The following is a 13,417-nucleotide window of genomic DNA, read 5'->3' on the forward strand; positions in this document are numbered from 1 at the left end:
CGCCCGGCACGTCGTGGGCCGCCCGGGCCGCCGGCGACCCGTCCCGCCTGTTCCGCGGCTGCGGCGGTTCGGCCAGGATGGCGCCGTGGCGATCCTGCTCGACGACGGCAGCTGGCAGATCCGGGGGCGCCGCATCGGCTTCCCGGTCCGGATCACCGATGCAGCGGTGGCGTGCGCAACGTACCTCGTCCGGGCCGATCGGGCGCGCCGACTGATCGGCGGCACCGGTCTGGAGCTGGTCTCGGTCGCCGGCCGGACGCCGCTGTTCCTCGTCTTCATCGACTACAAGATCAATGATCTCCGGGACTACGACGAGGTCGGCGTCGCGCTGCTCGCCCGGCACCGCGGCCGCACCGGCCCCTACATCCACCAGCTCCCGGTGACCCAGACCTTCACGATGGAGACGGGACGCGCCCTATGGGGACTGCCCAAGTGGCTGGGTCGTGCCGAGCTCGACATCGCCGGCCGGCACGCCGACTGCCACCTCGCCGAGGACGACAGGCACGTGCTGAGCGCGTCGCTGAGCACGCTCCCCGGGCGGCTGCCCTTCACCGTGCCCGGTTCCCTGACCGCGCTCGCCCCGCGCGGGGACACGGTGCTGCACAGCGGGGTGCGGCTGCGGGCCCGCGGGACGCGGCTCGGGTTCGGCGCCGCGCGCGTCGTGCTGGGCAGCGGGCACCCGATGGCCGACGAGCTGCGCGCCATCGGCCTTCCCCGCCGCCCGTTGGTCACGACGATCGTCGACCACGTCGCCTTCGACATGGATCCCGCAACCGCGACCCCCCGCTGAGCTACCGGCCTGCCGGCGTGGGCTCAGCGGTGGGCCGTCAGCCAGTCGCGCAGGTCGGTCAGGGGGCGCTCACGCTCCGGCTCGTTGTAGATCTCGTGCCAGAGACCGTCGTACCAGCGCACGGTCTGGTCCGGAGAGCCGCTCGTCGACTCCAGCAGCCGGCTGCCGGCGGGCTCGGTGAGCACGTCGGCGGTGCCGTGCTGGAGCAGCAGTGGCAGCCGCAGCGCCCGGGCCCGCTCGGGCAGCAGGTCGAACTGCGCGAACAGCGCGGAGGACAGGCCCAGGGTCGGGTTGCCGTCGTAGACGAGCGCATCGGCCCGGTACGCGGCGACGACGGCCGGGTCCTTACTGATCTTCGTGCCGTCGATCCCGGCCGGGCGCAGCGTCGGGGCGACCCGCGCCAGCAGCTTCAGCACCGGCACGGCGGCCTTCGGGACCGCGTTGCTGGCCAGCGCAGGCGCCGACAGCACGAGGCCGCGCAGGTCGTCCTGGTGGTCGAGCGCGTAGGCCAGCGCGATCTGGCCGCCCATGCTGTGTCCGAGCAGGAACACCGGCAGGCCCTCGTGCCGGGCGACGACGTGCCGGCGGAAGGTGTCGTAGTCGGTGAGGAAGTCGGTGTAGCGGGCCAGGTGCGCGCGGCGGCCGCCCGAGCGGCCGTGCCCACGGTGGTCCACCCCGTAGACGGCCCAGCCGTCGGGGACCAGCGTCTCGACGACGTTGCCGTAGCGCCCGGAGTGCTCGCCGAGGCCGTGGCAGACCAGCAGCACCCCGGTCGGCGCCACGCCGTTGCCGGGCAGCCAGCCCTGCCAGAACAGCTCGATCCCGCCGACCCCGGCCAGCCGCCCTTCGACCTGCTGCGTTCCCATGCCCACCCCGTCCGTCGGCCCGTTCGTCCGCGGGAACCTATCCGGTCGGGCGCGGCCGGCGATCAGGCTGAACCGGGTCGTTCTGCCGGGACCCGCGACCGGTGCCCGGACCCCCGCGCCCTGGGCCGCAGCCCGCTCTCGGATTCAGACCGGGCGGACGGCGTCGCGGAACCGGCCGCCGGGGGTGTCATCCAGCCCCGTCACCCGCACGACCACGACGTCGTGCTCCACCTCGGCCTGTTCCGGGACCCGGACGACCGCCGCGACCGGGTCGTGCCGCGGTGCGGCGACGGCCAGGGTGTACTCCCCGGTCGCGAGATCACTGATCCGGTACCGGCCGGCCGGTCCGGTGTGGACGCTCCCGACGACCTCACCGTCCTGCAGCAGCGTGACGGTGGCGCCCTCCACGGGGGCGGCGTCCCGGCCCCGCACCACACCGGCAACCGAACCGGAGCGGATGAGGAGCACCTCGACCTCCAGCGGCTCACCGTGGACCGTGACGGCGACCGCGCCCGGCTGGTGGTCGGGCGCCGAGGAGACCAGCACGTAGCTGCCGGGTCGCGGAGCGAGCACGACGCCACGACCGTCCACGTCGGCGACGCCGTTGCCGGCCTCGCGGCCACGACCGTCGAGCAGGGCCACCGCGGCGTCCGGGACGGGCAGGGCATCACGGCAGACGATGCGGAACCGGACGGGCTGGGCATCCTCGGCCGGCTCGTCGAGCTCGGCCTCCGAAGGGGTGGCGGCGGCCAGCGAGACGACCGAGGCCGCGCCGGGGCGCGGGTTCGGGTCGGCGAATCCGAGAGTCCGCAGCAGCGAGAGGTCGACGGCGTCCTGCTGGGCCTCGCGGGCCGCGGCGCGGGCGGCGGCGCGCTCGTGCGGGGTGAGGCGGGCCCGCGGGCCTCCGGCGGCGCCCGAGGGCGACGCGGCGCCGCCCGGCGCGGTGGCGGCAGGCGCCGTGGCGGTCGGCTCCGGCGCGGTGGTCGGCTCCGGCGCGGTGGTCGGCTCCGGGACGGCGCCGTCGGCGCGTCCGGGGGCGTTCGGCGCAGGGTCAGCCGCCGGTGCGTCGGGAGCGGGCAGGCTCACGGGTGGTACGACGGCGAGCCCGAAGGGTGGCGTCGGATCCGGCGGGGTGGACGGGGCGGCGGGCCCGTTGTCCTCGCCGGCGTCGATGTCGGCCCAGTCGGTGAACCGGGACCAGTCGTCGGTGGCCGGCTCGGCTGCCGCAGACGTGGGCAGTGCGGTCTCCTCGGCCTCCGCCACTGCGCCGGCGGGCTCGTCGCCAGCTGCGGCAGCCACGGCGGCCACGGCTGCCGCGGGCACGACCGGGCCGACTGCCGCGGGCGCGGTACGGGTGGCTGCCTCGTGGGCCGCGGCGGTGTCCGGCTCCTCGGCGTCGAGGACGGCAGGCGTCCGGGCAGCGGCCGGCGCAACGGCAAGCTCCTGCGCGGTGCGCGCCGGAGGCTCGGCGGGCTCGGGCAGCACGCTGAATGCGACCGGCGGGGGCGGCGCGGCGGCCCGGGGCACCACCCGTGCCATCACCGCGGGCGGGACCGGCGGGGCGCTCGTCGGCAGCGTCAGGCTCCCGTCGGGCACCCGGCCCCACGGTGGGCCGATCGACGTCGCATCCCGGGGGGCCTGCACCGCAACCGGTTCGGCGGGCGCCACGGGCTCCGGCGGCGCCGGCTCGTCGGCGGCCTCGGCGATCGGGGTCTGTTCGTCGGCGGCGGCGCGCACCGGCTTCGCGGCAGGCTCGACCTCGGTGGCCGGCTTCTCGGCGGTCGCGGGCTCGTCGGCCCCGGGCTCGACCGGAGCTGCGGCGACGGGTGTCTGGGGCTGCGCAGCGGCGGCCCGGCTCTGCACGAGCTCGGCGACCGTCCGCGGCCGGCCCGGATCGGCGACGGCTGTGTTCGCAACGCGGCGCGTACGCAGTACCAGGACCAGGACCAGGAGACCGACGATCACCAGGAGGCCGAGGATCAGTCCGATCAGGCCCATCGCTTTCATCGCCGGTCTCTCCTCGCCACAGGATCCTGAGATCTCAGCGTGCGGCGTTCGGCGGGATCCGGAGGGAGCGGCCGCGAGGACGGCGCGGATATCCGGTTCTCGCTGCTGCCGGGGCACGCCGGGCCGCGGTGGCCCGCCCGGAAAACGTTAGCATCCGTCGTTCACCGTCACCGGGCGCGTGATCATCCTCGGCCACATCGGACTCCTCGGCATCGCCGCAGCTCACGGTCGTTCCGTCGCCGTGGACAGACCTGTTCGGAGCCGCTCCGGCATGGCCTCGTGGCCCTGCTGCGACACGCCGGAGGGCGCCACGCCGATTTCGGCGACCGGTAACACGACGGTCACGGCATGCCCCGGCGCGTCGCCGCGACGCCGGGATTCGGCTCGGGCAGGCTGCCGTGGCACGCCCTCCCAGCGAAGGAGACCGTCGTGATCCGAATCGCCCCCGCCGCCGGCGACGTCAAGGTGACGTTCGCGCTGCCTCTGGGCCCGATCACCGGGCGATGCAGCGTCGTCGGCGACTTCAACGACTGGAAGCCCGGCCAGCACGAGATGCGCCGCCGGACCAACGGCACCCGGTCCGCGTCGGTCACGGTGCCGCGCGGCACCCGGCTGCGGTTCCGCTACCTCGGCGAGAACGGCCACTGGTTCAACGACCCCGACGTCGCCGACCGGGACGGGTCGGACACGATCCTCGTGGTCTGACCGACAGGCCGGCACCCCGGCCGGATCCGTGTCGCGCGGGCCGCGACGGGGAAGAGAGCGGCGTGGACAGGGACCTCATCGAGCTGGCCGACGCGCACGGCGTGGCCACCACCTACCGCGACGGTGACCGGCGACCGGTGACGGTCGACCCGGAGGTCGTCATCCGGGTGCTCGGGCTGCTGGAGGTGGACGCCAGCACCCCGGAGGCCCGCCGCGCCGCGCTCGCCGCGGCGCGGGAACGCGCCGCCGACGGCGTCCTGCCGGGCACGATCGCACTGCGCACCGACCGGGCGTACCTCCTGCCGGGCCCCGGTGTCCTCGTCGACGAGTCGGGGGCCCGCCGTGACGTCGCCGCCGGGCTACCGTCCGGGTTGACGCCGGGCTACTACCGGCTGGAGATGGGCGGGCAGCGGAGCACGGTGGTCGTCGCGCCCCCGGCGCTGCCCGATCCGCCGCGGTCCTGGGGTTGGATGCTGCAGCTGTACGCGCTGCACTCGCGCGGCTCGTGGGGCATCGGCGATCTCGGTGACCTGCGCGAGTTCGTCGACTGGACCGGGCGCGGGCACGGGGCGGGCGCGGTGCTGCTCAACCCGCTGCACGCGATCACCCCGGTGCCGCCGGTGCAGCCGTCGCCGTACACGCCGTCGAGCCGGCGGTTCGCGACGCCGCTCGCACTGCGCGTCACCGACCTCGACGCGTATGCACGTGCGGACGCCGCGACCCGTGCCGAGGTCGACGCGCTGCGGCCGGAGACGGTCGGCGACCGGATCGCCCACGACCGGGTGTGGGCGGCCAAGCGTTCGGCGCTGGAGCTGCTGTGGCGCTCCGTGGGCAGGCCCGCCCCCGCGGTCGATGACGATCTGCGCGACTTCGCCACGTTCTGCGCGCTCGCCGAGCGCTACGGCGGGCGCTGGAGCCGCTGGCCGGAGGCGCTGCGGCACCCGGCGAACGACGCCGTCGCGGCGGCCCGGCGGGAGCTGGCACCCCGGGTGGCGTTCCACGCGTGGGTGCAGCAGCAGGTCGGGGCACAGCTCGCCGGTGTCCGGGACGCGGCCCGCGCCGCCGGGATGCGGCTGGGCGTGATCCACGACCTGGCCGTGGGCTGCGATCCGGAGGGCGCCGACGCGTGGGCGCTGCAGGACGCGCTCGCGCTCGACGTGACGGTCGGGGCCCCGCCGGACGCGTTCAACCAGCGCGGCCAGGCGTGGGGGCTGCCGCCGTGGCGCCCGGACGTGCTCGCCGCGACCGGGTACGCCGCCTACCGGGACCTGCTGCGGGCGCTGCTCGCGCACGCCGACGGGCTGCGCATCGACCACGTCGCGGGGCTGTTCCGGCTGTGGTGGGTGCCGCCGGGCGAGTCGGCCGACCGGGGGACCTACGTGCACTACGACGCCGAGGCGATGCTCGCCGTGCTCACCCTGGAGGCCTCCCGGGCGGACGCGCTGGTGATCGGCGAGGACCTCGGCACGGTGGAGCCCGAGGTGACCGAGGCCCTGGCCGAGCGACACATGCTCGGCTCGACGGTGCTCTGGTTCGCCCGCGACCACGAGGCCCCCGGTGCGCCGCTGCTGCCCCCGGAGCAGTGGCCGGCCGAGGCGGTGGCCACGGTGTCGACGCACGACCTGCCGACGGCGTCGGGGTTCCTGCGCGGCGAGCACGTGCGGGCCCGCGCGGACCTCGACCTGCTCGACGACGTCGCGGCGGAGAAGGAGAAGGCGGCCGCGGAGCGCGACGAACTGGTGGCGCTGCTGGTCGCGGAGGGGGTGGTGGCATCGGCCGACGCGCCCGAGCAGGAGATCGTCGTCGGGATGCACGCACTGCTGGCCCGCAGCCGGTGCCGGCTCGCGCTGATCTCGCCCTACGACGTGATCGGCGAGACCCGCCAGCCCAACCTGCCCGGGACCGTCGACGAGTACCCGAACTGGCGGCTGCCGCTCCCGCTCACCCTCGAGGAGCTGCGCGCCGATCGGCGCGTCGTCGCCGTCGTCGAGGAGTTCCGCCGCCGTCGCCCGTGATCCATCCACCGGTTGTCCACATGGGGAACAACTGTGGATCGACGGGCGCGGGCGGCTCCCGCCCTCAGACGGTGAAGCCGAGCACGCTGTTCTCGCCCGCGGCGAGCGCGCGCAGATGCTCGTCGACGGTGGTCATCTCGTGCAGGCTGCGGCCGCCGGCCATCCCGTCGAGCAGGGCCCGTTCGGCGCGCTCGATCTCCTCGGCCCCGGGCAGCGCGGCCGCGAGCCGGTCGGGCGGCGCGATGACGAGCCCGTCGTCGTCACCCACCACGAGATCACCGGCAGCCACCTCGACCCCGCCGATGAGCACCGGCTTGCCGAACGTGCCGGGATCGCGGGTGCTGCCCGACATCGGGGTCGCCCCGCGGGCGTAGACCGGCAGCCCGATGGTGCGCAGCCCGCGCATGTCCCGGCAGTAGCCGTCGATCACGATGCCGGCCAGCCCGCGGCGGTGCGCCTCTGTCGCGAACAGTTCACCCGAGACCGCACGCCGGTGCCCGTCGGTGGCCACCACCAGCACCGAGCCGGGCTCGGCCGCCCGCAGCGCGACGAGCAGCGGCAGGTGGTCGTCGTGCGCGACGACGGTGAACGCCGGGCCGACGACCGTGCTGCCCGGCAGCATCGCCCGCACCTGCGGGTCGACCACCGGCAGTGTCTTGTCCGCATCGCACAGCGAGGACACCTGTACCGCGCGCAACCGCTCGATCAGCTCGTTCATGGAGGACATGCCCGACATCGTGGTGGGTGACGAGCCGAAAGCCCACCGCGGATCAGACCGCCGGGAGGCGAGCGGCCCGCAGGGCGCTGCGGCGCACCTTGCCCGCGTCGTCGCGCACGGCCTCCTCGGTGAACTCGATCGTCCGCGGGATCTTGTAGGGGGCCAACCGGTCGGCGAGGTGGGCCGACAGCGCGTCCGCGTCGACCGGGGCACCGGGCTGGACGATCGCGTGCACGACGTTGCCGTAGTCGTCGTCCGGCAGCCCGATCACCGCGCTGCTGAGCACCGCGGGATGCTCGGACAGCGCGGCCTCCACCTCGGCCGGGTATACGTTCGCGCCGCCCACGAGGATCATGTCGGTCCGCCGGTCGGCGAGGTAGAGATAGCCGTCGGCATCGAAGTGGCCCATGTCGCCGAGCGATTCCCAGCCGTCGCGCTCGCGGGGCTCGGCGCCGATGTAGTGGTAGGTGGGCCGGTCGTCGGCGGGCCGCATCCAGATCTCGCCGATCTCCCCGGGCGGCAGCTCGCGGCCCTCGGCGTCGCACACCTTCATCCGCCCGGCCTTGACCTGCCCGACCGAGCCCGGGTGAGCCAGCCACTCCCGGCCGTCGATCATCGCGTTGGCCTGCGCCTCGGTCCCGGAGTACAGCTCGAGCAGCTTCTCCGGACCGCACCAGTCGATCCAGCCGCGTTTCACGTGCGGTGGGCACGGCGCCCCGACGTGCAGCACGGTGCGCAACGACGACAGGTCAGCGGCCCGGCGCACCGGCTCGGGCAGCCGCAGCATCCGGCCCATCATCGTCGGCACGACGTAGAGCCAGGTGACGCGATGCTGCTCGACGAGGCCCAGCGTGCGTTCGGCGTCGAACCGGCGCATGAGCACGACGTGATGGCCCTGCAGCAGCGCGAGCAGGGAGAACATGAACGGTGCGTTGTGATAGAGCGGCGCGGTGCACAGCATCACGCCGTCGCGGTCGATGCGCAGCGACGGCGCCCGCGCCACCACGGCCTCGATGCTCGCGTCCTGACCCGAGACGATGATCTTCGGGCGGCCGGTGCTGCCGCCGGAGGTGGGTGCCTTCCACGACGGGCCGATCACGTCGGGCAACGGCGCCGCGGACTCCGCCGATGCGTCGTGGTCGCCCGGCAGCCACGACCGCCCGTCGGTGGGCCGTAGCCCGACGACCAGGGCGGGGTCGGCCACGGCGAGCAGCGCGTCGAGTTCGCCGGGTGGGAGCCGGTGCGACACCGGCTGCGGCACCGCACCCAGCTTCCACGCCGCCACCGACGCCTCGACGTGCCGGACCCCGTTGGGCAGCGCGATCGACACCAGCGACCCGCGCCGGACCCCGTGGGCGGCGAAGACCCGGGCCAGCCGGTTGGTGCGTTCCTCGAGGTCGGCGCGGGTGATCCGCTGCTCGTCGTCGGACAGCGCGGGCGCGGCGGGGGTAGCGGCGGCGAGGGCGCGCAGGCCGGCGCCCAGTGCGGTGCTCACGCGGCCTGCCGTCCGGTGGCGTTCGCAGGAACCAGGACCGGGAATGCCACCGTCACCATGCCCGCCACCTTCGCGCAGCGCATCGCGAAGAGCAACGCCGGCGGGCTCAGCCGGCCGGGCGGTCTGCGGATGTGCGCAGCCGACCGGCCGGCTGCATTCTCGACCCCCCGGTCGTCTGTGCCCGGCTCGCGCCGCAGGACGTGATGAGCCGCCCCTACTGGACTAGCGGTATGCGGCACGACATCGTTACGCGACCGCTTCGCCGGTGCCGCCGGCGATGCGCCCGAGCCACCCGTCGGCGGCCGGCGGCCCCCGGGCCGGGAGACTGGACCCATGACCACCGTGTTCGTCCTCAACGGCCCGAACCTGAACCTGCTGGGTACCCGCAATCCCGAGGTCTACGGCACGACGACGCTGGCGGATGTCGAGAAGCTGTGCGGGGAGGTGGCCGGCGGGCTCGGGCTGACGGTCGACTTCCGGCAGTCCAATCACGAGGGTCAGCTGGTCGACTGGCTGCACGAGGCGGGCGCCGAGGTCGCGGCCGGCCGGTCGATCGGCGCGGTCGTGAACGCCGGCGCGTACACCCACACCTCCGTCGCTCTGCACGACGCGATCGAGGGAGCGAGCGTCCCGGTGATCGAGGTGCACATCTCGAACGTGCACCGGCGCGAGGAGTTCCGGCACCACTCGTACCTCTCGCCGGTGGCTCGCGGCATCGTGGTGGGCTTCGGCGTGCACGGCTACGCGCTGGCCATCCAGGGTCTGCACCGGCTCGTGCAGGAGTGACGCTCGGAGCAAGATCGCGAGCAGCGCCGTCAACTCCACGGTCGCGCACAACTGGCGAAGCGCTCAGACGACGGTCTCCAGCGCGCCCGCCGCGATGTCGACGGTCACCGGGCTGCCGGCGTCGAGCTCCATCACCTCGCCGTCGATCTGCAGCGGCATCGGCTTGATCGTGCGAAACCGGTAGTCGCCGACGCTGGGCTGCCGGCCGAGGCCCCGGAACGCGGCCTTGAGCGCTGTGCCCAGCACCCGCCACTTGGCGGTGTGCGGCAGCAGCACCACCTCGAACCGGCCGTCGTCGGGGCGGCCGCCCGCGCTGAGCGTGGCGTACTTGGCCATCTCGGCGATGTTGGCGAACACCAGGCTGTCGAAACTGCGCGGGCCGTCGGCGACCTCGATCTCGAAGGGCCGGAAGCGGGCGAACGCCCGAATGGTGGTGACGATCTCGCGGAACGAGCCCTTGCCGCCCTTCTCCAGCTCGAGTGCGACCACCGGTGTGATGCCCAGGCCGATGTAGGAGTGCGCGTACCGCGTGACCGCGCCCGGCCCGTCGCCGACGGTGAGCCGCAGCAGGTCCATCCGCCGCACCTCGCCCGCCAGGATCGAGTCGGCGAGCGGGCGTTCCCGGGTGACGCGGCGGTGGTCGTTGGCGTTGCCCGCGGCGAGCACGGCACAGACGGCACGAGCGCCTGGGGCCTGCATGACGCCGTCGACGACCTCGTTGTAGCCGCCGTCCCCGCTCACCGAGACGATCAGCGGCCGTCCCGACGACGCGACCTCACGGGCGATCTCCCGGGCGTGCCCGGCGCGCTCGGTGGGCCGCAGCTCGACCGGGAGCTCGGGCCGGCGCCGGCTCAGCGCGGTACCGAGCTGGTTCGCCAGCCGTTCGGCGTCACCGGTGCTGTTCGGATTGAACACGATTACCACGGAGTCGAAGGCAACGGCCACCGCGGCACCTTACGGGCGAATCGGACGCCGTGCCGGGCTCGGTGCGACCGCGCAGCCGGTAGCCGCCGGCGTGATGACGCGGATCGAACATCGGCAACACCGATGCCCGCTGTGCGTGATCATCAGCGGGGAGCAGAGTGACGACATGGATCTCCAGCTGACCGGCAAGCGTGCGGTCGTCACCGGTGGCAGTCGCGGCATCGGGTTCGCCATCGCCGACGCATTGGCCGCCGAGGGCGTCGACGTCGCTCTCATCGCGCGCCATCCCGACACCCTCCAGGCCGCTGCGACCGACGTGGCCCGGCACGGCGGGCGGGCCCTGGCGCTGGTCGCCGACACCGCCGACGACGAGTCGGTACGGGGCATGGTGCGGACCGCGGCCGAGCAGATGGGCGGGATCGACATCCTGGTCAACGCCGCCGCCCGCCCGGCCAGCGCCGGTCCCACGCCCTCACTGGCCGGGCTGACCGACGACGACGTCCGGATCGAGTTGGAGACCAAGCTGCTCGGCTACCTGCGCTGCGCCCGCGCGGTGGCCCCGTACATGATCGAGCAGGGCTGGGGCCGCATCATCAACGTCAGTGGCCTCAACGCGCGCAAGTCGGCCTCGCTGGTCGGCGCGGTGCGCAACGTCGCCGTCGCTGCGATGACCGGGGCGCTGGCTGCCGAACTCGGCCCGAAGGGCATCAACGTCACCGTCGTGCACCCCGGCCTCACCGTCACCGAGCGCACACCCGCCATGATCGCCGAGCTTGCCCGGGCACGGGACGTCACCGAGGAGGAGGCGGAGGCGCTGCTCGCCGCGACCACGACCGTCGGCCGGCTCATCACCGCCGAGGAGGTCGCCGACGTGGTGACGTTCCTGGCCTCGCCGCGCAGCGTCGCCGTCAACGGAGACGCGATCGCCGCGGGCGGCGGTACCCCCGGCGTCATCCATTACTGACCTGCAGCCGGTCGGTGCCGTCCGTCATCATCGACTGATGGAGTCGACCCGCCTGGACCGCTGGTTGTGGTCGGTCCGGCTGACGAAGACCCGTTCGGACGCCGCGGCCGCGTGCCGCGGCGGCCATGTCCGGGTCAACGACAAGCCCGCCAAACCGGCGACGCCGGTGCATGTCGGCGACACCGTCCGGGCCCGGGTGCACGACACCACGCGGATCGTCGAGGTCACCCGGGTCATCGAGAAGCGGGTGGGGGCCCCGGAGGCCGTGCGCTGCTACATCGACAACACGCCCGTCGCGCCCCCGGAGGCCGCCGTCCCGGTGGCCCGCCGCGACCGCGGAGCGGGCCGCCCGACCAAACGCGACCGCCGCATGCTCGACCAGCTGAAGGACTTCGGCGGACCCTGACCGTCAGGCCGCTCGGGGCGCCCGACGAAGATGGGGCGTATGTACGACCTGCTGTTCCGGCTGGTGCTCCGGCGCATCCCCGCCGAGCTCGCGCACAGATTCGCCTTCGCCCTGATCCGGCTCGCCGCCGGACCCGCCGCGGCGGGTGGACTGTGGGCCGCGCTGCGTGGGCAGCGCGACCCGGTCCTGCGCACCCGCGTGCTGGGCATCGACTTCCCGGGTCCGCTCGGCCTCGCCGCCGGGTTCGACAAGGACGCCGAAGGCGCCCGGGCACTGGCCCGGCTCGGGTTCGACTTCGTCGAGGTCGGTACGGTGACGGCGCTGCCGCAGCCGGGCAATCCGCAGCCCCGTCTGTTCCGGCTGCCCGACGACCGGGCGTTGGTCAACCGGATGGGGTTCAACAACTCCGGCGCCGAGGTCGTCGGGTGGCGGTTGCGCAGGCTGCGCGCCACCGACGGCGAGCCGCTGGTCATCGGCGTCAACATCGGCAAGAGCAAGGTCGCCACTGCGGACCAGGCGATCGACGACTACGTGCGCAGCACGACGATCCTCGGCCCGTCGGCCGACTACCTCGTCGTGAACGTCAGCTCGCCCAATACTCCGGGGCTGCGGGATCTGCAGCAGGTCGAGGTCCTCGAGCCGTTGCTGACCGCGGTCCGCGAAGCTCTGGAGCGGGCGGTTCCCGGGCGCCGCGTCCCGCTGCTCGTGAAGATCACGACCGACCTCGCTGACGAGGACATCGACGCAGTGGCGGACATGGCCGTGCGGCTGGGTTTGGACGGGGTGGTCGCCACCAACACCACGACGTCCCGGGCGGGGCTCACGACGCCCGCGGCCACACTGGCCGAGATCGGAGCCGGCGGGGTCTCCGGACGTCCCCTCGCGGCGTCGGCACTGGCGGTCGTACGCCGGTTGCGGGCACGCATGGGACCGTCGATGACGATCGTGTCGGTGGGCGGTATCGAGACGGCCCAGGACGCCTACCAGCGGATCCGCGCCGGGGCATCCCTGGTCCAGGCCTACACCGGATTCATCTACGGCGGCGCACGGTGGCCCACCCGGATCAACCGCGAGCTGGCTGCGCTGCTGCGTGCCGACGGGTTCTCCAGCATCGCGGACGCCGTGGGCGCCGACGCCCGGGGCTGACAGGCCACCGCCGTGGCGCCGAGCCGCGCTCTGCGGCCGCCGCCCTGCCCAGATCGTCGGGAGCACCAGACCGCGTTGACATGACGAGGCGGTCATTCTCCAGTCGGCTCACTCAGCCCGGCCGGGGACCGGCTCGGCGAGCAGCACATGATCGCGAGCAGCGCTGTCGCCGCGCGGCACCACCGAAGCGGGGTCAGAAGGGTCGCCGCGTTCGTCGCGGCGCCGGCCCTGGCCACGGAACGCTGTGCTCCGGCTTGCGGCTCCATCGCAACTGCAGTGGCGGGAACCGGCTACACGCCTCAGCCCGGCAACCGGCACCGGGCCACCCTCACGGCGTCACCGACCTGAGCCAGACCTGGGCCCAGCGACACGAAAGGCCCACAAAAATGGTCCCACCGATTCGGTAGGGAGCTGCCGAAAAAGGGTGTGGCCCGCTGCGTATCCGCGGCGGGCCACACCCCATTCTTTTCGGGTTTGATGTCGGCGGCGACCTACTCTCCCACACCCTGGCGAGTGCAGTACCATCGGCGCTGGAGGGCTTAGCTTCCGGGTTCGGGATGGGACCGGGCGTTTCCCCTCCGCCATGACCACCGAC

Annotated in this window: 12 protein-coding genes and 1 rRNA gene; 7 read left to right on the forward strand and 6 right to left on the reverse strand. The window is 74.0% G+C overall.

Translation table 11 applies throughout. The annotated features are described in order from the left end of the window. The first annotated feature begins 85 nt into the window (after positions 1-85). Positions 86-790, forward strand: coding sequence for an acetoacetate decarboxylase family protein (locus tag HF526_RS24235; protein WP_169383869.1), 705 nt, complete (start codon positions 86-88; stop codon positions 788-790). 23 nt (positions 791-813) lie between these two features. Here HF526_RS24235 and HF526_RS24240 read toward each other — a convergent pair whose 3' ends face one another. Then, positions 814-1,656 carry an alpha/beta hydrolase gene (locus HF526_RS24240; RefSeq protein WP_169383870.1) on the reverse strand — a complete coding sequence of 281 codons (843 nt, stop codon included), beginning with the start codon at positions 1,654-1,656 and terminating at the stop codon, positions 814-816. Positions 1,657-1,800: 144 nt separating this feature from the next. Further along, positions 1,801-3,663 (reverse strand): carboxypeptidase regulatory-like domain-containing protein, encoded by a 1,863-nt coding sequence (locus tag HF526_RS24245; RefSeq protein ID WP_169383871.1) that lies wholly within the window; start codon positions 3,661-3,663, stop codon positions 1,801-1,803. A gap of 429 nt (positions 3,664-4,092) precedes the next feature. Between HF526_RS24245 and HF526_RS35695 the strand changes: the two genes are divergently transcribed. Further along, positions 4,093-4,368, forward strand: a complete 276-nt coding sequence (locus HF526_RS35695) for an early set domain-containing protein (RefSeq protein ID WP_169383872.1) — start codon at positions 4,093-4,095, stop codon at positions 4,366-4,368. Between the two features lie 62 nt (positions 4,369-4,430). Further along, complete coding sequence (malQ, locus tag HF526_RS24255) at positions 4,431-6,383, forward strand: 4-alpha-glucanotransferase (protein ID WP_169383873.1); 1,953 nt, start codon at positions 4,431-4,433, stop codon at positions 6,381-6,383. A gap of 64 nt (positions 6,384-6,447) precedes the next feature. Here malQ and HF526_RS24260 read toward each other — a convergent pair whose 3' ends face one another. Together HF526_RS24260 and HF526_RS24265 are read right to left on the reverse strand one after the other, a co-directional pair. After that, positions 6,448-7,110, reverse strand: a complete 663-nt coding sequence (locus HF526_RS24260; protein ID WP_169383874.1) for an RraA family protein — start codon at positions 7,108-7,110, stop codon at positions 6,448-6,450. Between the two features lie 43 nt (positions 7,111-7,153). Beyond that, positions 7,154-8,596, reverse strand: coding sequence for an AMP-binding protein (locus tag HF526_RS24265; protein ID WP_338051708.1), 1,443 nt, complete (start codon positions 8,594-8,596; stop codon positions 7,154-7,156). Positions 8,597-8,929: 333 nt separating this feature from the next. Here HF526_RS24265 and aroQ point away from each other — a divergent pair, with 333 nt between their 5' ends. Next, positions 8,930-9,382: a type II 3-dehydroquinate dehydratase gene (aroQ, locus tag HF526_RS24270; protein ID WP_169383875.1), complete on the forward strand. Its 453-nt coding sequence runs from the start codon at positions 8,930-8,932 to the stop codon at positions 9,380-9,382. 63 nt (positions 9,383-9,445) lie between these two features. On the opposite strand, the gene HF526_RS24275 is transcribed toward aroQ, so the two are convergent. Further along, a complete protein-coding gene (locus HF526_RS24275; RefSeq protein ID WP_169383876.1) occupies positions 9,446-10,327 on the reverse strand; it encodes a diacylglycerol kinase family protein in 882 nt (293 codons plus the stop codon). 145 nt (positions 10,328-10,472) lie between these two features. On the opposite strand from HF526_RS24275, the gene HF526_RS24280 reads away from it, so the two are divergent. The 3 genes from HF526_RS24280 to HF526_RS24290 are packed head-to-tail and all read left to right on the forward strand — an operon-like array spanning position 10,473 to position 12,822. Continuing rightward, the gene (locus tag HF526_RS24280; RefSeq protein ID WP_169383877.1) at positions 10,473-11,270 is read left to right on the forward strand and encodes an SDR family NAD(P)-dependent oxidoreductase; all 798 of its coding nucleotides are present in this window, start codon (positions 10,473-10,475) and stop codon (positions 11,268-11,270) included. A 37-nt stretch (positions 11,271-11,307) separates the two neighbouring features. Beyond that, positions 11,308-11,676: an RNA-binding S4 domain-containing protein gene (locus HF526_RS24285; RefSeq protein ID WP_169383878.1), complete on the forward strand. Its 369-nt coding sequence runs from the start codon at positions 11,308-11,310 to the stop codon at positions 11,674-11,676. Positions 11,677-11,715: 39 nt separating this feature from the next. Continuing rightward, complete coding sequence (locus HF526_RS24290) at positions 11,716-12,822, forward strand: quinone-dependent dihydroorotate dehydrogenase (protein WP_211177732.1); 1,107 nt, start codon at positions 11,716-11,718, stop codon at positions 12,820-12,822. Positions 12,823-13,300: 478 nt separating this feature from the next. On the opposite strand, the gene rrf is transcribed toward HF526_RS24290, so the two are convergent. Then, positions 13,301-13,417, reverse strand: a 5S ribosomal RNA gene (gene rrf / locus HF526_RS24295).

The sequence above is a fragment of the Pseudonocardia acidicola genome (genome assembly GCF_012911935.1).
GTDB lineage: Bacteria > Actinomycetota > Actinomycetes > Mycobacteriales > Pseudonocardiaceae > Pseudonocardia > Pseudonocardia acidicola.